Genomic DNA, 21,331 nt, shown 5'->3' with positions numbered 1-21,331 from the left:
TTCTTTATTAATTGTATACCCTTTTCAACATAAATTAAATCGTAAAAACTTTGGAGGTCACTGTGAATTACCCATATGTAACAGAATTTCGACATTCTTTAGTCGAATGGTTTAACGCTGAGAAACGCGACTTACCGTGGAGACATACTACAGACCCCTATAAAATTTGGGTTTCTGAAGTGATGCTACAGCAGACACGTGTCGACACAGTTATTCCTTATTACAATCGTTTTATGGAAAGTTTTCCAACATTAGATTTGCTTGCAGAAGCTCCGCAAGATTATTTATTAAAGCATTGGGAAGGACTTGGCTATTATTCACGAGCGCGTAATTTACAGGCAGGTGCACGTGAGGTTTTAGAAAATTACGGAGGCGTGGTCCCCGATAATCGCCATGAAATATCAAGATTAAAAGGTGTTGGACCGTATACCGCTGGTGCTATTTTAAGTATTGCCTATAACAAGCCCGAACATGCAGTAGATGGCAATGTTATGCGCGTATTAAGCAGAGTGCTGAATATAAGTGAGGACATAGCCATACCAAAAACCAAAAAAATTTTTGAAGCTGCAGTGGAGGAGCTTATTGATCCTACTAATGCATCTTCCTTTAACCAAGGCTTAATGGAACTAGGGGCACTTATTTGTACACCTACGTCACCAAAATGTTTATTATGCCCTGTGCGAGAGTATTGTACAGCGTTTAATGAAGGTGAACCGGAAAAACTGCCAGTTAAATCGAAAAAAATAAAGATGAAGCATTTGAGTTATGATATTCTGGTCTGTCAAGATGAACAAGGACGTTTTTTAATGGAGCAACGTCCTGAAGAAGGGTTATTAGCTAATCTTTGGCAATTTCCAATGTTTGATACTAGTCAGGTTTCAGTAGAAAGCTTCTTAAAGGAATATTCCATCAGTGTACAAGCTAAGCATGAACTGCTTACGTTTAAGCACGTGTTTTCACATTTAACATGGCATGTAAATAGTTATTATATGAAGTGTGAATCTACATCGATGGGCGATTGGTTCACTCAAGAACAAATAGAACAATTGCCGATGCCTGTTCCCATGTTAAAAATTTGGGAAGAGGTAAAAAAATAAACAGGAAAATAAATCCTACTTTAAACGATAAATTAGTGAGCATAAAATTCATCACCTCGGTACACAATAATTAGCGTGGAGGTGAATGAATAATGAAAAAGCAAAACAACCAAAATTTCCAACCGAATAAAAACATGCAACGTCAAAGTGAAGAATTTGGTTATGAAACGGACGTAAATGAAGTGCAAAAGCAAAATGCTAAAGCAGAGCAAAAGAAAGCTCCAGCTTCAGGTCGTTTCTCTAAAACTAACCAAGATTTAGGTGAGTAACACTTTGTAATTGCATAATTGCATTTACCTCTAAGGGGCTGTCTAAAAATCCGAAAAGATGAAAAAGACAGCTCCTTTCTATATTCACTTAAAAAACCAAAAAATACCAAAATGGCGGAACTTCTAATAAATTTTGCTTAAAGTTAACGAAATTTTATACAAATTCAAAATAGCGTAGTGAAATTTGTGGTTTTCTAACTACACCTTTCGCGTACACATTGCTATAATATACTAGAGACTGCTAGATTTAGGTAGCATAGACGAAAAGGTGGGCTTCAAAATGGCATTACCAGTAGAAGGAGAAACGATACAAATACATAGTTATAAACACAATGGCCGCATCCACCGTGTTTGGCAAGAAACGATGGTTTTAAAAGGAACAAAAAATATTGTGATCGGTGCGAATGAACGGACACTTGTGACAGAATCCGATGGTCGTACATGGCTAACGAGAGAGCCTTCTATTTGCTATTTCCATGCGGAACACTGGTTTAACATCATCTGTATGCTACGAGAAGACGGCGTGTATTATTATTGCAATCTAAGCTCACCATTTGTGTTCGATAATAATGCCATTAAATATATCGACTATGATCTAGATATTAAAGTTTTTCCTGACATGTCTTATACGCTCTTAGATGAGGATGAATATGAGCTTCATCGTAAGGAAATGTCTTATCCTGATGTGATTGATAAAATTTTAAAGCGCAATGTCGATAAGTTAATAAGCTGGATTCAACAAAAAAAAGGACCATTTGCACCCGATTTCATCAATGTTTGGACAAATCGTTACAAGTTCCAGCTTGATATGCAGTCAGATGATTGTTAGTGACACCTATTAGTTAACTAATAGGTGTTTTATATTGCCTCTTTTAGCCACTCTTAATGAGCATCTTCCACACTGTTAGGGAAGGTACATACAAAATAGTTAGCGGTAAAGTCATCATAACTGTATTTTAATCAAAATATTGCTATAATACATAGGGCATTCATCAATGGATGCCTGTTTCTTTTTGTAAGGATGTGATGAAAACTTGGGAAGCATAAAGCGATATATGCGCTTTGTAAAACCATATTCTTGGGAAATCGTTCTAACGATTGTTATTGGTATAGTTAAATTTGCTATTCCATTATTTATTCCATTACTCATTAAAATTGTGTTGGATGATATTATTGCTGCGGACGACTTAACAAATGGAGAAAAAACAAAAGAGCTGTTATATTGGCTGGGCGGAACGATTATTGTGTTCTTTATTATACGTCCACCAATCGAGTACTATCGTCAATATTTTGCACAACATGTTAGTAATAAGGTGCTGTTTGATATTCGGAAGGAAATCTACGCACATTTACAACGATTAAGCTTAAAATATTATGCCAATACACGTGCTGGTGATGTTATTTCTAGGGTCATCAATGATGTTGAGCAAACGAAGAACTTTGTGATGACGGGTTTAATGAATGTGTGGCTAGACCTTGCAACCATTGTGATTGCAGTAATTATTATGCTAACCATGGATATTAAGCTCACATTAGTGGCCTTATTAGCGTTCCCGTTTTATGCATTGAGTGTGAAGTACTTTTTTGGAAAACTGCGGGACTTAACACGTAAACGTTCTCAAGCACTTGCAGGTGTACAAAGCTATTTACATGAACGAGTAGCTGGTATGAGTATTATAAAAAGCTTTACGCTAGAAAAGCATGAACAAACATTATTTGATGAAGCAAATGGGGAGTTTTTAGAGAAGGCCCTTGATCAAACAAAATGGAATGCTAAATCCTTTGCTGTTGTAAATACTATTACAGATGTAGCGCCTTTACTAGTTATTGCTTATGCAGGTTATGAAGTCATAAATGGTACTTTATCTGTTGGAACAATGGTTGCCTTTATCGCGTATATCGAACGATTGTATGGCCCACTTCGCCGTCTTGTTAGTTCTTCAACAACGTTGACACAATCCATTGCATCCATGGATCGAATGTTTGATTTAATGGATGAACCATATGAAGTGAAAAATAAAGTTGATGCGCGAGATTTACCATCCGCTACGGGAGAAGTTCGTTTTGACAATGTATCTTTCCAATATGAAAAAGAAGGAGTATCTATTTTAAATAACATAAATTTCACTATAAAACCTGGTGAGACTGTCGCCTTCGTTGGAATGAGTGGAGGCGGTAAATCCACCATTATTAGCTTAATTCCTCGTTTCTATGATGCAACCGATGGTGTCGTAACGATTGATGGACAGGATGTACGTGATGTTACATTGCATTCACTACGTTCTCAAATAGGAATTGTCCTCCAAGATAATATACTTTTCAGTGACTCCGTTAAAGAAAATATTTTAATGGGAAAACCAGATGCTACAGATGAGCAAGTGATAGAGGCTGCCAAAGCAGCGAATGCCCATGATTTTATTATGACTCTGCCAAATGGTTATGACACTAAAGTAGGTGAACGAGGAGTAAAACTATCAGGCGGGCAAAAACAACGAGTTGCCATCGCTCGAGTATTTTTAAAAAATCCTCCGATTTTAATTCTTGACGAAGCAACTTCAGCGCTCGATTTAGAGAGTGAAGCATTGATTCAGGAATCATTAGAGGAGCTAGCTCATGAGCGAACAACTATAATTATTGCTCATCGTCTTTCGACCATCACTCATGCTGACAAAATTTTTGTTATAGACCATGGTCAATTAATCGAAAACGGTAATCATGAGCAATTAATGACAAAGCAAGGGACATATTATGATTTATTCCAAGTGCAACATTTGGAGTAATAGTAGTGAATTTACACAGAAATCATCAATTGTGAAATTTTTTTCAAAAAAAGTCTTTCATTTTTTAAAAATGGAAGGCTATTTTTTTTTGAAAATCTATATAAAAATATTACTTTATAAGATGTAATTAATACTGAAGGCGAATGATGCAGAAAAACTACGTAAATTGCAGAATATTAATGATTGAAAGAGTGATGATTTTTAGTTAGAATTATCTGAAAATAGGGAATTTAACAAAAGTTATAGCATTCTGTTAATATAATTTATACAATTAAGTAAAATATAGGTAGGGTGGGACGTTGCGCATGAGGAAAAAGCTACTAGAAATAAAAGGTTTAAGAACAACCTTTTTCACAGATAATGGACAAATTCCTGCTGTAGATGATATCGATTTTTCTGTCCAAGAAGGAGAAATATTAGGGATTGTCGGCGAATCGGGAAGTGGTAAAAGTGTTACGTCACTGTCCATCATGGGATTAATTCCATCACCACCAGGCAAAATAACAGGTGGTGAAATATTGCTAGATAATAAAAATCTAGTGAATTGTACAGAAAAACAAATGCAGAAAATACGTGGAAAAGACATAGCTATGATTTTTCAGGAGCCTATGACTTCACTAAATCCGTTGTTTACAATAGGTGATCAGTTAAAGGAGGCCATTTTAATCCATAATCCAAAATGGTCGAAAAAGAAAGCGTTTGCCAGAGCTGTTGAAATTATGAAACTTGTAGGGTTACCACGTGCTGAGGACTTACTAAAGGATTATCCGCATCAGCTATCGGGTGGTATGCGACAACGGGTCATGATTGCTATGGCACTTGTCTGTGATCCACAGGTTTTAATTGCGGACGAACCGACAACTGCTTTGGACGTTACGATTCAAGCTCAAATTTTACAGCTAATGAAGGACTTAAATAAACGATTGAATACAGCAGTCCTGTTAATTACACATGATCTAGGTGTTGTAGCAGAAACATGTGAGCGTGTGATTGTCATGTATGCTGGACAAATTGTAGAAGAAGCACCGATTCAAGAAATATTCTCTAATCCGAAGCATCCCTATACACAAGGTCTTATTCAATCAGTGCCTGATATGCGTTTTAAAAAGGATAATTTATATTCGATCCCTGGAAGTGTACCAAAACCAGGAAGTATTCAAGTAGGGTGTCGTTTTGCGGCACGCTGTGAATACGCAATGGAACGTTGTTTACAGGAAACACCACCTTTATTTGAAGCAGCAGAGCAGCATAAATCGAGATGTTTTTTACTAGAGAAGCAGGAGGTGGAGCAACGTGTCGAAAGTGTTATTAAAGGTTGATGGCTTAAAGAAATATTTCCCGATCCGCAAAGGAGTCCTAAATACACAAACAGGGGATGTAAAGGCAGTAGATGATGTTTCCTTTGAAGTTTTTGAAGGAGAAACATTAGGGATTGTTGGTGAGTCAGGCTGTGGTAAATCGACAACAGGTCGTTTACTAATGCGGTTACTAGAGCCTACTGAAGGAAACATTGAATTCGCAGGTAAAATGATTTCAGAATTATCCAATAATGAAATGAGGAAGGCGCGTAGAGATATTCAAATGATTTTTCAGGATCCCTATGCTTCATTAAATCCTCGCCATAACATTGGCAAAATATTGGAGGAGCCTCTTATTGTTCATGGGATAGGTAATGCAAAGGAGCGAAAACAGAAAGTGTTGGAGCTACTTGAGATTGTTGGATTGGATGAATATCATATCAAACGCTATCCCCACCAGTTTAGTGGTGGTCAGAGGCAACGAATTGGCATCGCGCGTGCGTTAATGACCAATCCTCGTTTGCTCATTGCGGACGAGCCGGTATCCGCATTGGATGTGTCCATACAGGCACAAGTATTAAATCTATTGCAAAAGCTGCAAAAGGATTTAAAGCTAACCTATATTTTTATTTCTCATGATTTAGGGGTTGTGCGCCATATTAGCAATCGTGTGGGCGTCATGTATTTAGGTAAATTAGTAGAGTTGACAGCGAGTGAGGACTTATATGCTGAACCGCTTCATCCATATACACAAGCACTCTTATCTTCGGTCCCAGTGCCAGATCCAACGTTTGAACGTGAACAAATTATTATTACTGGAGATATTCCAAGTGCATCCAATCCGCCGAGTGGCTGTACATTCCATACGCGATGTCCTTTTAAAATGGAACAATGCTCACAGGTAGTACCTAAAATGCAAGAAGTGAAACCAGGTCATTATGTTGCTTGCCATCTATATGAGGCACTCCAACATTAAATGATATAAAAACCACATAGGGGGAAATTGAATGAAGAAAAAGAAGCTCTGGACTTTAGGTGTAATGCTGCTCCTTATTCTCTCGACGATCTTAGCAGCTTGTGGCGGCTCTGATACAAAGGATACGGGTAGTAAAGATACTTCAACTGGTGGCGATACAGCTAGCAGTGGCGATCCAAAAATTTTAGTGTATGGTCGTGGAGGAGATTCTGTAGCACTTGACCCTGCTGTTGTCACAGATGGTGAATCCTTTACGGTGACAGCTAATATTTATGAAACATTAGTAAACTTTGGTGAACAAGATGTAACAATTCAACCAGGTCTAGCAAAATCATGGGAGGCATCAGAGGATGGTTTAACGTATACTTTCCAGCTACAAGAAGGTGTAAAATTCCATGATGGCACAGATTTCAATGCTGAGGCTGTTGTTAAGAATATTGAACGTTGGAAATCAGGTGCGGATAAACACCCTTACTTTAGTTCGCAATTTCTAATTGGTGACAAGCAAATCATTGAATCAGTAACTGCAGAGGGTGACAATACAGTTGTCTTTAAATTAAGCCAACCACAAGCACCATTCCTGAAAAACTTAGCAATGTCTCCATTTGCGATTGCTTCTCCAACAGCATTTGAAGCAGATGAAGAGGGATTGTCAGCAAATCCTGTAGGAACTGGCCCATTCAAATTTGTTAGCTGGGTACGTAATGATTCAATAACAATTGAGAAAAACCCTGATTACTATATTGATGGCTATCCTAAATTAGATAAAGTGATTTATCGTTCTATTCCAGAAAACTCTGCACGTTTAAATGATTTATTAGCAGGCAATATCGATGTAGCTGATGGCATTAGTCCATCTGATAAAGCAACTATCGAGGGAGATGCTAATTTACAATTAATTGAGCGTCCATCTATGAATGTTGGTTATTTAGGTTTAACAGTAACACGCCCTCCATTTGATAATGTAAAAGTGCGTCAAGCAGTTAACTATGCAATTAATAAACAAGCATTAGTGGATGCATTTTATGAAGGGCTAGCAGAGCCAGCGAAAAACCCAATGCCACCAGTAATTTCTGGTTATAACGATGAAGTTACAGGCTATACGTATGATCCTGAAAAGGCGAAAGCATTACTTGCTGAAGCAGGCTATGATGGTAAGGAAATTGAGCTTTGGGCAATGCCAGTACCACGTCCATACATGCCGGATGGACAAAAAGTGGCAGAAGCGATTCAAAAGAACTTAGAGGATGTAGGCATTAAATCCAAAATTGTATCGTTTGAATGGGCTACTTATTTAGAAAAAGCACAAAATGGTGAAGCTGATGCATTCTTACTTGGCTGGACAGGTGATAATGGGGATGCGGATAACTTCCTATATACTTTATTAGATGGAGATAATATTGGCTCTAATAACTATACATTCTATGACAATCAAGAATTACACAAGTTGTTAACAGCTGCTCAAACTGAAGTCGATGAGGACAAGCGTAATGAACTTTATAAGCAAGCTCAGGTAATTATTTCTGAGGACGCTCCATGGGTTCCACTTGCTCACTCTACGCCAATTTTAGCTGCTAACAAGAAAGTGACAAATTATATTGCGCATCCTACTGGCTCTGACCGTTTAGATGCGGTAGATATTCAACAGTAATTTTATGTTTAATTGAATAAGTGAATTAGAGAATCTGCTTGCTTTTCTGCGGGTAAGCCGTGGAATTCTAGCAGATTCTTTTCTAGTAAAAGAAAACCAAATTATTTCTCCTGTATGAAAGATCACTCATCTAAACATTCAAAACCGTTTGGTGAAGGCACAACCTTTCAACAGAATATAAAGACTTCAAAGTAGATTATGAAAATCATAGAGAGGTGATGAACATGCTTCACTATATGGGGAGACGTTTACTTCAACTAATCCCAGTTTTGCTTGGAATGACTTTTATTGTCTTTATGTTAATACGAGCAATACCTGGTAATCCCGCTCAAGTTATTTTGGGACAACAGGCGACAAAAGAGGCGGTCGAGGCATTAAACGCAAGTTTAGGATTAGATAAACCTTGGTATACACAATATTTTAGTTATTTGGCAGGCATTTTTCAGGGAGATTTAGGGGTTTCCTTACGTACAAAATTACCTGTATCAGACGAAGTTTTCCCATACTTAGCAGCAACAGCTGAACTAGCCTTTTTTGCGATGATTATTGCGATTGTTATCGGTGTAAATGCTGGTATTATTTCTGCGTGGTTCCAAAATTCTTGGTTTGATTATACAGCGATGATTGTCGCATTAATCGGTGTTTCTGTACCGGTGTTCTGGCTTGGCTTGATGGAGCAATGGACATTTAGTAGCAAGCTTGGATGGTTGCCTACCTCTGGTCGAGAAGATGTGCGAAATCCTATAACCGCCATAACCCATTTTTATTTATTGGATACGCTCATTCAAGGTCGCTTTGATCAATTCGTCGAAGTCCTAAAGCGACTCATATTACCAGGTGTCGCACTGGCAACTATTCCGATGGCTATTATAGCCAGAATTACAAGGTCTTCTATGCTGGAAGTTATGCGCTCAGATTATGTCCGCACTGCAAGAGCAAAAGGCCAAAAAATGTTTATTGTTGTTTATAAGCATGCATTGAAGAATGCCGTTATTCCTGTGTTAACGGTAATTGGTCTACAAACAGGATTACTGCTAGGTGGTGCCATTTTAACAGAGACGATTTTTAGTTGGCCAGGAATTGGTCGTTATATTTATGATGCGATTGGCTTCAGAGACTATCCTGTTATTCAATCAGGAATTTTAATCGTTGCATTTATTTTCATCATGATTAACTTAATCGTGGATTTACTGTATACAGTCGTCGATCCGCGTATTAAATACAAATAGAAGGGAGTTGCAATGATGACTGGAGCAATCGATATAAAAAAAGAAGCAGCACCAGTTCCAGAAAGGGCAGTAGGTCCATGGCTCGAAGGCTGGCGTAGCTTTAAAAAGAGCAAAGTGTCACTAGTGGGCGCCGGGATTGTTATATTTTTCGTTTTACTGGCTATCATTGGTCCGTTCATTGCACCACAGGGCATCAATGAACAAGATTTAACGAAGCGTTTACTGGCACCATCCGCTGATCATTGGTTTGGAACGGATGATTTTGGAAGGGATATCTTTTCGAGAATCATTCATGGCGCAAGAATATCGCTTTGGGTAGGCTTTTTCTCCGTTATTTTATCCGTTATAATGGGTAGTTTACTTGGCATCATTGCAGGTTATTATGGAAAATGGATCGATACGATTATTTCGCGTATTTTTGATATTATGCTAGCTTTCCCGAGTATGCTACTAGCGATTGCAGTAGTATCAGTGCTAGGTCCATCTTTACAAAATGCATTAATTGCTATTGCCATTATTAACGTACCGAACTTTGGACGCTTAATCCGCTCAAAAGTATTAAGTGTCAAAGAAGAGGAATATATTGTAGCAGCAAAGGCAATTGGCATGCGTGATTCACGAATTCTGTTTTCTCATATATTGCCGAATTCAATCACTCCGATTATTGTACAGGGGACGCTTGCTATTGCAACTGCCATTATTGAAGCGGCGGCATTAGGTTTCCTTGGGCTAGGCGCGCAAGCCCCAGCACCCGAATGGGGAAAAATGCTTGCCGATGCAAGGAAGTTTTTATTAAATGCACCATGGACAATGATTTTCCCAGGGATAGCGATTATGTTAACGGTTCTTGGCTTTAACTTAATGGGGGATGGTTTACGTGATGCACTAGATCCGAAAATGAAAAATTAGTAATTAGATTCATGAGCCTTCTACAAGCTAGAAGGTTTTTTTTCGGCTGTTTTGAAAAGGAACTCTTTTACAGTTGAAGCGTCCTTTATAGAAATATTCCTACAAAATAAAATAAAAAAAGATGAACCTTTCGGAGCCATTTATTGAATTTTTTGTCACGTTATTTTAGACTTAAAGTATTGTTGAAAAAGACAATCTAAATGCGTAGATTATGACTTTACATATAGTCTTTCAATTGAAATACATATTTTTAGGAGGGTGTTCAAATTGGCGATTAATTTACAAAAAGGGCAACGTGTTGATTTAACAAAGGGTAACGCAGGATTAAATAAGATTAAAGTAGGGTTAGGGTGGGACCCTGTCGGCCAAGAAAAAAGCGGTGGCTTCCTTGGTGGCTTATTTTCTAGTAGAAATAGTGGCAGTGGTAGAAGCGTTGACTGTGACGCCTCCGTATTAATGCTGCAAGATGATAAAGTTTTAGCTGGGGACGATGTCATTTATTTTGGGAAATTAACAAGTAGCTGTGGTTCTGTTCGACATTCTGGCGATAATTTAACGGGAGATGGCGATGGAGATGATGAAGTAATTACAATTGAGCTATCGTCTGTTCCGACACAATTTAATAAGCTAGTGTTTGTCGTAAACATCTATGATGCGGCAGGTAGAAACCAACACTTTGGTATGATTCGAAATGCATATATTCGTGTGTATGATGACAGGACAGGAAGCGAACTAATTCGCTATAATTTAAGTGATGATTATTCGAATTTAACGACGTTAATCTGTGGTGAAATTTACCGTCATCAAACTGAATGGAAATTCGCAGCAGTTGGTTCAGGAACGAATGATCTTAAACTTGGCGACGTTGTTCGAAGATATCAATAAAATAAACGACTATTTAGGAGGAATAAAAAGTATGGGCATTTCACTACAAAAGGGTCAAAAAGTAGATTTAACAAAAACAAATCCGGGATTAACAAATGTAATTGTTGGTTTAGGTTGGGATACAAATAAATATGATGGTGGAAATGATTTTGATTTAGATTCATCTGTATTTTTACTTGCTGATACAGGAAAAGTAGCAGATCAAAATGACTTCATTTTCTACAACAATACAAAAGGTGGTAATGGGTCAGTTGAACATTCTGGTGACAATTTAACAGGTGTTGGTGAAGGTGACGATGAAGTGGTAAAAGTCGCATTAACTCAAGTTCCTGCACATGTTCAACGACTAGCATTCACTGTAACTATTCATGATGCAGAATCACGTAATCAAAATTTCGGCATGGTATCGAATGCATATATTCGTATTGTAAATGCTGCATCCAACCAAGAACTAATTCGCTTTGATTTAGGTGAGGACTTCAGTATTGAAACAGCAGTTGTAGTCGGTGAATTATATCGTCATAACGGAGAATGGAAATTTAACGCAGTTGGTGCTGGCTATCAGGGTGGCTTAGCTGCTTTATGTAATGACTACGGCTTGAACGTAAACTAAAATTTCATCTTTGGAAAGAAAGGGAGATTTTTGAATGGCTATTCAATTAAGTAAAGGGCAGCGAATTGATTTAACGAAGCAAGACCCTAGTTTAAACAGCATCGGCATCGGCTTAGGCTGGGATGTTAAACAATTTGATGGTGGGCAAGATTTTGACCTTGATGCATCTGTATTTTTACTAGATGCATCGGGCAAATGTCGTAATGAACAAGATTTTATCTTTTACAATAATTTAGCAAGTCCAGATCAATCTGTTGTTCATGCAGGGGATAACCGCACAGGCGAAGGGGATGGGGATGATGAAAAAATCCTCGTCAACTTAAAGCAAGTATCTCCTCAAATTGACAAAATTGTTGTAACGGTCACTATTTATGATGCAGAGGGACGTCATCAAAACTTTGGACAAGTCCTAAATGCTTATGTTCGGTTGACAAATGAAGAGTCAGGAGCAGAGGTATTGCGTTATGATTTAGGCGAAGATTTCAGTATTGAAACAGCCGTAGTATTTTGTGAACTGTACCGTCATAATGGCGAGTGGAAGTTTGCCGCAATAGGCTCGGGCTATCAAGGCGGCTTAGCAGCATTAATCAGCGCATATGGCCTACAGTAACTAGTAAGTTGCAGGTACATGATGAGAATCATGTGTGATGTACTTAATAAATGATTAAGTACATATGCACATTAAAGTATAGGTTCTATTAGTAGGCGGGATTTAGGAATATTTATGATGCGTACTTAATGGAGCGAGTGTCAGAGTTTGAAACGACTGCATATATTTTAAATCCGCTTATTGTACTGAAAATGTTTGGGAGTATTTTTGTATTCCATCCACCACACGAAGTATTTTTCATTATTCTAATTGCTGCGTTCTTATTGACATTTGTTGTACAAAGATGAATAAGAAATCAGCAGTGTAACATGGCACTGTATTGGTCTGTAAGGAACAGGCTGATACAGTGCTTTTTTCACAAAGGCATAATTATTGGGGAGTGGATTAGATGCAACACTTTGCAACAGAAGCAGAGACGATTTTTTATAAAAAGCCGCAGCCTTTTACGAAATGGGCAACGCCAGATATTTTATCCTATGCATTAGGTGCTACTTTGTATATGCCCGCTTCCATGCCTAATATTGTAGGTTTGATCCAATCACAAAAATATAAAGAACTTACGTCACTTGTTATTGATTTAGAGGATGCAGTAGGGGATTCAGAATTAGGTGATTGTGAGGAAAAGTTGATGGAGGACATTAGCGAGTTATATAAACTATATCAACAAAAACAATTGCAGCTCCAAGATATCCCCTTACTTTTTATTCGTGTGCGTCATGTTGAACAATTTAGTTATTTAACTGCTAGATTAAAAGAAAAGCAGGAAATTTTAACTGGTTATGTCTTTCCAAAATTCACAGCGACGCAGGGAGCACATTATTTTGAGCTTCTTGAGAAAACAATTCAAGAAAATAATCTTACCTTATATGGGATGCCGATTTTAGAAAGCCGGGAGGTTCTATATAAAGAATCTCGTATGGAGGCATTATTAGCCATTAAATCGGTTTTACTGCAGCACAAATCAAGGGTGTTGAATATACGAATTGGTGCTACTGATTTTTGTGGAATTTATGGAATTCGCCGCCGTATGGACTCGACCATATATGATATTAGCGTAATAAGGGATTGTATAGCTGATATAGTGAATATTTTAGGACGTGAGGAAGACGGCTTTGTGATATCTGGGCCAGTGTGGGAGTATTTTAGTAATCAGCGTGTGTTAAAACCGGCATTACGCATGACACCATTTAGTGAAAAAGGTGCGCTTGAAACGAGGAAAGCATTATTAGACGATTGCTTAGATGGACTAATGAAGGAAGTTTTAATGGATAAACAAAATGGAATTGTCGGTAAAACGGTCATTCATCCAAGTCATATCCGTGTTGTGCATGCACTTTACGCTATTTCATATGAAGAGTATTTAGATGCACTTAGTATTGTTGAACATAATGATGGTAGTAAAGGTGTCATGAAAAGTCATTATGCTAATAAAATGAATGAAATCAAACCGCATATGCGATGGGCACAACGCATTTTAAAACAGGCACATGTCTATGGCGTTTATCATGAATCTATGGATTTCGCCTCACTATTATTAAATTCTGAACTAGGTGGTCATATGTATGCAACAACAAATGAGTAAACTTACTATTTTACCAAACTATTCAATCGATATTGAAATTACCTATAACCCACACAATTTTGCGCTAACAGATTTATTTCAAATGGCAGCTCGTATAAATAAGAAGAGACAATTTTTATTTGTAAGTACTGTGCTTGGCAAGCATTTGGCTGTTCGCCCACAAATTCCTATGCTAACTGGAGCTCTATTAGCTATGATGTACGACCAGCAAGACAGTAGTCAAAAGGTCAATACAATATCGTCTATTGTTCAAGCTTTAAAAGAAGGAATAAATGTAGAGGAACTACAAAATTCTGTGAAAGAAAGTGTAGAGTTAGCACAAGAGACATTGTTTATTGGGTTTGCGGAGACGGCCACTGCACTTGGACATGCCGTATTTAATGCATTTCAATCAAATGCTATGTATATTCATACTACTCGTGAAGTCATTCCTCATATTGAACCATTTGTCACATTCGAAGAAGAACATTCCCATGCGACAAGCCATAGAATTTATACAGAGGAACCTGATGTTTTACAGCAGGCTAAGCGTATCGTGTTAATAGATGATGAGATTACTACTGGGAATACGGTCATCAACATAATTGAAACATTAAAAAAAAAATTTCCTGATGTTAAACAGTACGCTGTCCTATCCATTTTAGATTGGCGATCGGACCAGCAGCGAATGATCTTTCAGCAATTAGAGGGGCAATGGGGGATTTCTATTGAATTCATCTCCATTATGTGTGGGACATTCAATTGTACAGGAGTACCTAGTTTAACAAGTGTACAGCCGAGCATTACGACCATTGCTGCAAGAAACATCAACCTATTGCCCATCAAAGACTCCACTGATCGTCTTTTCTATCATTCAATTGCAGAGAATAGCAAAATGAACAGTCAGCCGTATTTAAAAGCAACAGGGAGATTTATGCTAACATCTAAACAGCATTTTGAACAAAATCACATGTTACAGACTATCGCCAAGCAATTAAAGGAGCTACGAACGGACGGACCAGCTCTTGTGATTGGGACTGGTGAGTTTATGTATGTGCCTATGCAAATTGCCTCTTATTTAGGGAATGATGTTTATTTTCAATCAACAACTCGCAGTCCGATCTATTGTACAGACGATTTAGATTATACGATTACAGAGAAAATAGTATTTGAGAGTCCCGAGAATAATGGGGTCGAAAATTATTTATATAATGTTCAAAGCCAACCGTATACGGAACTTTTTCTACTAGTGGAACGTATAGCAAATAAAGAGGTAGTAGCTCGGATGGTGGCGGCTCTGCAGTCAGTTAGTGAAGCAAAGGTATATGTCATTTGTATGCATGAGTTGGAGGGAGCACGATGAAATCGACTTTACAGCCAGATAGAATGGGTAGCTATGCACAAGAGGACGTTATTTTTTTATTGCGTGATATTGGAAATGTTTTTCTAGAGATGGGTAATGAAAAACGGGAGCAGCTTATTCAAGCAGGTACGCATTATTCTGAAATGCTACCAGTGGAATATCACCCATCAAAAACATATATGAATCTATTTTATAAAACCTTGGATGCTTCCGCGAATAAAATAGCCATAGCTGTTGGGGTAGTAGCAGAACGAATCATTAAAAGTAGAGGATTAGACAATTTAATACTTGTTAGTTTAGCTAGAGCAGGTACACCAATCGGTGTTTTAATCAAACGGTACATATCGATGAACTATAAGGTGGATGTGCCACATTATTCGATTTCAATTTTGCGTGGTCGTGGATTTGATGAGGCGGCGATACGTTATATTTTGTCACAACATCCACAAGGCTGTCTTCAATTTATTGATGGTTGGACGGGGAAAGGTGCTATAACGAAAGAATTGATCCACTCTTGCCAAAAATTTAATGGACACTATCAAGCGCAGTTAAATGCTGATTTAGCTGTATTAGCAGATCCAGGGCATTGTGCGACGATTTATGGAACTCGCGAAGATTTTTTAATTCCATCGGCTTGTTTAAATTCAACTGTCTCTGGCTTGGTGAGTAGAACTGTTTTAAATTTGCAGTTTATGGATGAGCACGACTTCCATGGAGCAAAATACTACAAAGAATTAGAAGATATAGATGTCTCGAACTTGTACATAGATCGTATAGTCGCATGCTTCAAACAAGTACAGAGTGAGATTATCAGTCAACTTCAGGACGAAGCCACTTCTCTTATTACTTGGGCAGGTATGAAATCGGTCCAAAATATTCAATTGGATTTTGATATGGATAACATTAACCTTATTAAACCAGGTGTTGGAGAAACGACAAGAGTTTTATTGCGACGAATACCTTGGAAAATCTTAATTAATCCACAGTATATGGATGAGCTAGAGCACATTTTATTATTAGCTCATGAAAAAAATGTAATAATAGAAGAATATTCGCATATGTCTTACGCATGTTGCGGCTTAATAAAAGAATTGTAGAGGAGCTCACCATGATATTATTCACATCAGATTTAGATAGAACACTAATTTATTCTAAACGTATGATGGAAATGTTTCCGCCTATTTCAGATAAAGTGGTCGTTGAACAGAAGGCTAATGAAACGATGAGCATGATGACAAAAGAAACGGCTATTTTATTGCAACAAGTGCATCAGCAAACACTATTTGTCCCTGTTACAACTAGAGCGTTGCATCAATATAAAAGAATTCAATTTATAAATGACTTGAACCCTGCTTTTGCAATTACGAGTAATGGGGGTACAATATTAGAGAAGGGTCAGCCATACGACAAATGGACGAAAACATTAGGTAGTCGTATTGAAGATTCTTCAATTCCGCAAGAGGATATGTCACAACTATTTCAAACCATCAAATCCGATACATGGCTACAACGTTCCTTCTATATAGACGACCTTTTTTATGTCCATCATGTAAATCTGGATGTTTTACAACAGGATGATTTACACGCCATTGTTCAAGAATTCGATGCCCATGGTTGGTGCGTTCTTCTGCAAGGAAAAAAATTATATTTCATGCCAAAGGTTTTGACCAAGGAAGCTGCAATAGAATATATGATGGAGTTTTGTACATACGATGTGCATATAGCAGCAGGTGATTCTATGATGGATTATGGAATGCTGATGTTGGCTGATGTAGCTTTTACACCAAATCACGGTGATTTAAAGGATAAACAGCCAAAAATACTACATAATACAACATACTCGCCGTATGAGGGGGAAGCATTTACCAAACATTTGCTTCAGACTGTTTTACAGCATGCAACACAACCAGATTTTTCTCTATTATAGGATAGAATTATGGATGGCAAACGAAATTTTTCATAAAGTACATTTGCATTTGTTTGTATACAACCAAGTTATTATGCCTGCAATCAGATTAGTTTTTTTACATTTTACTTAGTAATGGTGGAATAAAACTTCAGAAAAGTGGAATCCATATTTTACTAGGTTCTATTTTTGGGATGTTACGTATACCTTTTCAAACATAATATACCTGTTGAATTTAGCTTAAGGTTACTGAGGATGATTTTTTTAGGAGGTGGCGTTTGTATGCAAACAATCACAATTAAATCAATAGTCGAGCGTAATCCAGATGATTGGCTACAGGCGTTTCAAGATTCACCAAAGAATCGTGCATTTTATGAGGAAACACCGCAACAAATAAGTTTTAGCCGTATTGCTCTACGTGTTTTAGGAGTACCAATTGAGGAAGATGAGTATTTTAATTCATTATTTACTTTATCTCAAAACCAAAATATTCATATTTTAAGTGAAGAATTAAATAAGCATATTGAACAGAAAGACTTTCAAGCTATACAACAAATTTTATCGCAGCATCAGCAAACACCTAAAGGGCTTACTATTAATCGTTTAGTTGCGATGATGTATGGGTATCAATTGATTCCCAAACATGATGACAGCATTATGAATCGACATTTACAGCTAACGACTATTAAGGTTATAGAATTATTTCAACATCAACAATCGCTAGGCTTACTTTCCAATGAATTTCGCCGTTTTTTAATTGATCTGGTGAAGTGGTTAAAAAACCATTGGATTCAATGGGCTAAAGCTCTGAAGCCTACTGATGATTTTCCTAAAGTTGTTTGGTATGGAGAAGCCACTGTTAGTCAGCGATATTTTCTTTTACTGCTAATGGAACTTGGCTGTGACGTATTAATATTTCATCCAGCAAAAGTCGATGAGTTTGCTGAGTTAGATCCTACTGATTCGTTTTCCGTCAGCTATTCCTATACGAGCCAAACAACATTACAGCCATTTCCTGACAAGCCTCGTGATCGTCAGGCAACTGTAGGGTATCGTTCTAGTCAGCACTTTGAACAATTAATGCATGACCAGCAATCAGGAGTCTATAGACCGTGGCAATTTAAAGACTTTATGCCACGCTCATTAACTTTACGTATGACATATGATGATATTTTTATTTATGCGAAGGAAAAAGCATTGGTAAGACCGCAATTTGATATCAATGGAAATGAAGTAGTGATCCCTGTCATCTTTGCTAAAATCAGTGGAGTCTCAAGCCAGCGTGAGGAATATTGGCACTTAATGCATCAGTTATTAATAAACCCACAAACTATCTTCGTGCAGGAATTCCCTTTTACAAAAACGAGCAAGGCCAACTTTCATTTTCACTATAAACATTGCTTAGTAAATGGTGAACTTTCAGTAGAACGTATTATACAAAGTGATTGGTGGCAGTATGGTGAATTATCGTTGGAGCTACAGCAAGCCATTGCGCATACGATCAAAACATCTTGTGAGCAACCCATGTTAAAACAACAGCCTAATGAGACTTTATATGATTTACAGTTATTTTTATTTAAGCAGCTAACAATGATTCCTCAAGAGATCCTAAGATTATTGCAAAGCTTCGACTATTCACAAGAGATACCGAAGATTGTTTTGTATCAAGCGCCACAGCAACCAGCCTTATCGCGTGAAGATATTGCCTTACTAGCGTTTTTAAATCGGTTCGGGATGGATATCGTTTTTTATAATCCAACAGGTCAATTAGATTTAGAAAAGCACCTGCAAGAGGACACGTACGATGTACATCGTTTAGAGCATATGTTATTTGACTTGCCCTATGAAGAACCACAGCAACAAAAAACGGCACCGGATAAAATTATTAAAAAGCTCTTTAATCGCTTTTTCTGATGATAGGAAGGAGGCGGCGACCATGTCAAACATCCCAATGATGCTTGAGCAGCTGACACAAGAAACAGCAGATGCCGTCAAACAACAATTACGAGAGCATGTAGAGGTCCAACAAATTGCTCATCAGATTGATATAAAAAATCAGCTAGAGCTAATGGCGTTGGGAAAAGAGCCAGCTAACAAATTAGCAAAATTTGCAGATCAAATTTTAGCTATAGTGACCCAATCAGCTACTTTTGAATCCAATGCACTATTTAAACAGCTTGAGGCCATAATGCTGACATTTGATAAAAAAGATTTTACTGAGCAAAAGGGTTTCTTCAAGAAGCTATTTACACGTAAATCCAAAAGTGAAGATGATGTATATGCAAAATACAATGTGCTCGGTAGAGATATTGAGAAAATTCATTACCAATTTGTACTTATGGAAGAGGAATTAGCGAAGGATAATCGATTACTCGCTCGATTATACAAGGAAGATTTGATGTTTTACCTTGACTTAGAAAAATATATCGTAGCAACTGATATGAAATTACATGAGGTGCAAACCACATTAATTCCTATGTATGAAAAACAGGGTGAGGCAGGTAATCAGGTAGCCAAAATGGAGCTTAATCGCTTACAGGCAATTGCAGAACTGCTTCAACAAAAAATAGATGAGTTAGAGAAATCACGAATGGTTGCCATTTTAACAGCCCCACAAATTGAGATGCTACGTCAGGGGAATAGTGAGTTGATGGAACAGATTAATGGCGCATTTGTTAAAACCATTCCTGTTTTTAAAATGGGGCTGATGAATGCTGTAAATGAAAGACGGCAGCAATTACAAAATCAATCAGCATCCGCCTTTGAAAATCGGATGAAGCAATTTGGAGAAGCTAGCAATGAAGCGGTTCACCTAAGCACGACTCTTGCCCAGCAAGTGGATACAACCCAGACGCTAGAAGAAATGTGGGATACCATTGTTACGGGTATTGCTAATTATCAGCATTTACGGAATGAGCAGACAGATAAACGTAAGCAAGCTGAGCAGCAATTGCTTGCGTTACGTTCTTAATTTTACCTCTAAGTACATTTTACTTAGGGGTTTTTTCGTATAGTAAAAAGCGACAGATTCGCTGTACATGAATCTGTCGCTTACATGGTTGCTAGATAAATTCTTCTTCAAATTCTACATTAATTTCATGGCCGTGGTAGCTTTGGTATGAAACAATCAGTGTATCTAGATGCTCTAAATTTTCCTCGTAATCTAATATCCTCGATAAAATATAGAGTAAGTGATAGCTGGAAAATTCTGTATCGCCTTCTTCGCGAGCAAAGTTCACTTGCTTGATGAAAATTTCCATTAGTTCATTGCGTTGAACATAGTCGATGCTTTTGCTCCACTCAGAATGCTCAGGCTTTAATTTCCCTGTATATTTTAAGAGCAATTGTTCGTGATACGTTAATAAGGAATCAAGCCGTTCCTGAATCATTAAGTGAAATTGCGTAGGAAGCTTAGCTAATTCGTTTTCGTGATTATGCAATCGTTGTAGCAATTCTAAACTTTTTTTGGAAGTTAAAATCATTTGACGATAGACGACCAATTTACGTGCTTTTACATACTTTTTATTTTTGAAGTAATTACGCTCTTCTTTATATAAGTCATACAGCGTATCCACTCGTAACATACGGCTTTTAAATTTACTTAATGCACCCTTTGTGGATGTATGCTCAGAAGCCTGACGTACCGCAAGTCGTGTCCAACGAATAATATCATCCTGCAAAATATAAATTTTGCGGAATAGTTTGATCTCATATTTCGGTGGTAAGAAAACAAGGTTAACGACAAATGCTGCTAACACGCCGACTAATATAGTAACAAAGCGTATTAAACCAAATGTTAAAAAGTCTTCTCCTTGGAACTCCATAATGGCCACAACTGACACCAGCGCTAACGAAAGAGATTTTTCTAGTTTAAATTTCAACATTAAACCTATAGCTATTATGACAGCTATGCCAATGGCAACCACATGATGGCCAAAAAGTAGGCCGAAAAAGACAGCAATGGTTGCACCTATAATATTTGCTTGCACTTGCTCTACAATGGTTTGATAAGAGCGATAAATAGAAGGCTGAATCGCAAAAATGGCTGCTATTCCAGCAAAAACAGGTGAAGGTAGTTTTAATAGCTCTGCAATAAACAGGGCAAATACGATAGCGACACCAGTTTTAAATACGCGGGCACCTAATTTCATAAAGATGTCCTTTCTGTCTAATATTTTTTAGCT

General features: G+C 37.5%; 20 protein-coding genes. 19 read left to right on the top strand and 1 reads right to left on the bottom strand.

Annotation, left to right across the window (positions count from 1 at the left end; genetic code table 11):
- Nucleotides 1-62 precede the first annotated feature (62 nt).
- The 19 genes from mutY (at nucleotide 63) to MKX57_RS20475 (ending at nucleotide 20,118) form a co-directional block, all read left to right on the top strand.
- Entirely contained in the window at nucleotides 63-1,097 is a 1,035-nt protein-coding gene (mutY, locus tag MKX57_RS20565; protein WP_342550564.1) for an A/G-specific adenine glycosylase, read from the top strand.
- Between the two features lie 92 nt (nucleotides 1,098-1,189).
- The gene (locus MKX57_RS20560; protein ID WP_008173504.1) at nucleotides 1,190-1,366 is read left to right on the top strand and encodes a gamma-type small acid-soluble spore protein; all 177 of its coding nucleotides are present in this window, start codon (nucleotides 1,190-1,192) and stop codon (nucleotides 1,364-1,366) included.
- Nucleotides 1,367-1,646: 280 nt separating this feature from the next.
- Complete coding sequence (locus MKX57_RS20555; protein ID WP_036120520.1) at nucleotides 1,647-2,195, top strand: DUF402 domain-containing protein; 549 nt, start codon at nucleotides 1,647-1,649, stop codon at nucleotides 2,193-2,195.
- A gap of 205 nt (nucleotides 2,196-2,400) precedes the next feature.
- On the top strand, nucleotides 2,401-4,146 hold the full coding sequence (locus tag MKX57_RS20550; protein WP_090002968.1) for an ABC transporter ATP-binding protein: 1,746 nt from the start codon (nucleotides 2,401-2,403) through the stop codon (nucleotides 4,144-4,146).
- A 305-nt stretch (nucleotides 4,147-4,451) separates the two neighbouring features.
- Nucleotides 4,452-5,465, top strand: a complete 1,014-nt coding sequence (locus MKX57_RS20545; protein WP_008173496.1) for an ABC transporter ATP-binding protein — start codon at nucleotides 4,452-4,454, stop codon at nucleotides 5,463-5,465.
- Nucleotides 5,440-6,420, top strand: coding sequence for a dipeptide ABC transporter ATP-binding protein (locus MKX57_RS20540; RefSeq protein WP_089986829.1), 981 nt, complete (start codon nucleotides 5,440-5,442; stop codon nucleotides 6,418-6,420). Before MKX57_RS20545 ends, MKX57_RS20540 begins: the two co-directional genes overlap by 26 nt.
- A 31-nt stretch (nucleotides 6,421-6,451) precedes the next feature.
- Nucleotides 6,452-8,071: an ABC transporter substrate-binding protein gene (locus tag MKX57_RS20535; RefSeq protein ID WP_008173493.1), complete on the top strand. Its 1,620-nt coding sequence runs from the start codon at nucleotides 6,452-6,454 to the stop codon at nucleotides 8,069-8,071.
- 224 nt (nucleotides 8,072-8,295) lie between these two features.
- Nucleotides 8,296-9,300: an ABC transporter permease gene (locus MKX57_RS20530; RefSeq protein WP_008173491.1), complete on the top strand. Its 1,005-nt coding sequence runs from the start codon at nucleotides 8,296-8,298 to the stop codon at nucleotides 9,298-9,300.
- Between the two features lie 12 nt (nucleotides 9,301-9,312).
- A complete protein-coding gene (gene nikC, locus MKX57_RS20525; RefSeq protein WP_008173489.1) occupies nucleotides 9,313-10,209 on the top strand; it encodes a nickel transporter permease in 897 nt (298 codons plus the stop codon).
- A 267-nt stretch (nucleotides 10,210-10,476) separates the two neighbouring features.
- Entirely contained in the window at nucleotides 10,477-11,094 is a 618-nt protein-coding gene (locus MKX57_RS20520) for a TerD family protein (protein ID WP_008173487.1), read from the top strand.
- A gap of 31 nt (nucleotides 11,095-11,125) precedes the next feature.
- Entirely contained in the window at nucleotides 11,126-11,707 is a 582-nt protein-coding gene (locus tag MKX57_RS20515; RefSeq protein ID WP_008173485.1) for a TerD family protein, read from the top strand.
- Between the two features lie 34 nt (nucleotides 11,708-11,741).
- Nucleotides 11,742-12,317, top strand: coding sequence for a TerD family protein (locus tag MKX57_RS20510; RefSeq protein ID WP_008173483.1), 576 nt, complete (start codon nucleotides 11,742-11,744; stop codon nucleotides 12,315-12,317).
- A 128-nt stretch (nucleotides 12,318-12,445) separates the two neighbouring features.
- A complete protein-coding gene (locus MKX57_RS20505; RefSeq protein ID WP_008173481.1) occupies nucleotides 12,446-12,604 on the top strand; it encodes a hypothetical protein in 159 nt (52 codons plus the stop codon).
- Nucleotides 12,605-12,705: 101 nt separating this feature from the next.
- Complete coding sequence (locus MKX57_RS20500; protein ID WP_090002966.1) at nucleotides 12,706-13,899, top strand: HpcH/HpaI aldolase/citrate lyase family protein; 1,194 nt, start codon at nucleotides 12,706-12,708, stop codon at nucleotides 13,897-13,899.
- Nucleotides 13,880-15,241: a phosphoribosyltransferase family protein gene (locus tag MKX57_RS20495; RefSeq protein WP_089986833.1), complete on the top strand. Its 1,362-nt coding sequence runs from the start codon at nucleotides 13,880-13,882 to the stop codon at nucleotides 15,239-15,241. Before MKX57_RS20500 ends, MKX57_RS20495 begins: the two co-directional genes overlap by 20 nt.
- Nucleotides 15,238-16,338, top strand: a complete 1,101-nt coding sequence (locus MKX57_RS20490) for a cysteine protease StiP family protein (RefSeq protein ID WP_342530831.1) — start codon at nucleotides 15,238-15,240, stop codon at nucleotides 16,336-16,338. Before MKX57_RS20495 ends, MKX57_RS20490 begins: the two co-directional genes overlap by 4 nt.
- Before the next feature lie 11 nt (nucleotides 16,339-16,349).
- Entirely contained in the window at nucleotides 16,350-17,168 is an 819-nt protein-coding gene (locus MKX57_RS20485; RefSeq protein ID WP_089986835.1) for an HAD family hydrolase, read from the top strand.
- 261 nt (nucleotides 17,169-17,429) lie between these two features.
- Nucleotides 17,430-19,061 carry a YceG family protein gene (locus MKX57_RS20480; protein WP_096365881.1) on the top strand — a complete coding sequence of 544 codons (1,632 nt, stop codon included), beginning with the start codon at nucleotides 17,430-17,432 and terminating at the stop codon, nucleotides 19,059-19,061.
- Between the two features lie 22 nt (nucleotides 19,062-19,083).
- On the top strand, nucleotides 19,084-20,118 hold the full coding sequence (locus MKX57_RS20475; protein WP_090002962.1) for a toxic anion resistance protein: 1,035 nt from the start codon (nucleotides 19,084-19,086) through the stop codon (nucleotides 20,116-20,118).
- 91 nt (nucleotides 20,119-20,209) lie between these two features.
- Here the strand turns inward: MKX57_RS20475 and MKX57_RS20470 are convergent, their stop codons facing one another.
- The gene (locus tag MKX57_RS20470; RefSeq protein ID WP_008173466.1) at nucleotides 20,210-21,298 is read right to left on the bottom strand and encodes an aromatic acid exporter family protein; all 1,089 of its coding nucleotides are present in this window, start codon (nucleotides 21,296-21,298) and stop codon (nucleotides 20,210-20,212) included.
- Nucleotides 21,299-21,331 lie beyond the last annotated feature (33 nt).

It is taken from the genome of Lysinibacillus sp. FSL M8-0216, from assembly GCF_038595555.1.
In the GTDB taxonomy this organism is placed as follows: Bacteria; Bacillota; Bacilli; order Bacillales_A; family Planococcaceae; genus Lysinibacillus; species Lysinibacillus fusiformis.
The sequence above is the reverse complement of the archived record's forward strand: the minus strand, read 5'-3'. Positions and strand labels throughout refer to the sequence as shown.

Bases quoted from the DNA above. Each gene is read 5' to 3' on its own strand.
- MKX57_RS20480 (WP_096365881.1), top strand. From the start codon at position 17,430: ATGCAAACAATCACAATTAAATCAATAGTCGAGCGTAATCCAGATGAT.
- MKX57_RS20555 (WP_036120520.1), top strand. From the start codon at position 1,647: ATGGCATTACCAGTAGAAGGAGAAACGATACAAATACATAGTTATAAA.
- MKX57_RS20475 (WP_090002962.1), top strand. From the start codon at position 19,084: ATGTCAAACATCCCAATGATGCTTGAGCAGCTGACACAAGAAACAGCA.
- MKX57_RS20470 (WP_008173466.1), bottom strand. From the start codon at position 21,298: ATGAAATTAGGTGCCCGCGTATTTAAAACTGGTGTCGCTATCGTATTT.
- MKX57_RS20505 (WP_008173481.1), top strand. From the start codon at position 12,446: ATGGAGCGAGTGTCAGAGTTTGAAACGACTGCATATATTTTAAATCCG.
- MKX57_RS20545 (WP_008173496.1), top strand. From the start codon at position 4,452: ATGAGGAAAAAGCTACTAGAAATAAAAGGTTTAAGAACAACCTTTTTC.
- MKX57_RS20495 (WP_089986833.1), top strand. From the start codon at position 13,880: ATGCAACAACAAATGAGTAAACTTACTATTTTACCAAACTATTCAATC.
- MKX57_RS20530 (WP_008173491.1), top strand. From the start codon at position 8,296: ATGCTTCACTATATGGGGAGACGTTTACTTCAACTAATCCCAGTTTTG.
- MKX57_RS20485 (WP_089986835.1), top strand. From the start codon at position 16,350: ATGATATTATTCACATCAGATTTAGATAGAACACTAATTTATTCTAAA.
- MKX57_RS20500 (WP_090002966.1), top strand. From the start codon at position 12,706: ATGCAACACTTTGCAACAGAAGCAGAGACGATTTTTTATAAAAAGCCG.
- MKX57_RS20560 (WP_008173504.1), top strand. From the start codon at position 1,190: ATGAAAAAGCAAAACAACCAAAATTTCCAACCGAATAAAAACATGCAA.
- MKX57_RS20535 (WP_008173493.1), top strand. From the start codon at position 6,452: ATGAAGAAAAAGAAGCTCTGGACTTTAGGTGTAATGCTGCTCCTTATT.
- MKX57_RS20490 (WP_342530831.1), top strand. From the start codon at position 15,238: ATGAAATCGACTTTACAGCCAGATAGAATGGGTAGCTATGCACAAGAG.
- MKX57_RS20515 (WP_008173485.1), top strand. From the start codon at position 11,126: ATGGGCATTTCACTACAAAAGGGTCAAAAAGTAGATTTAACAAAAACA.
- MKX57_RS20510 (WP_008173483.1), top strand. From the start codon at position 11,742: ATGGCTATTCAATTAAGTAAAGGGCAGCGAATTGATTTAACGAAGCAA.
- nikC (WP_008173489.1), top strand. From the start codon at position 9,313: ATGATGACTGGAGCAATCGATATAAAAAAAGAAGCAGCACCAGTTCCA.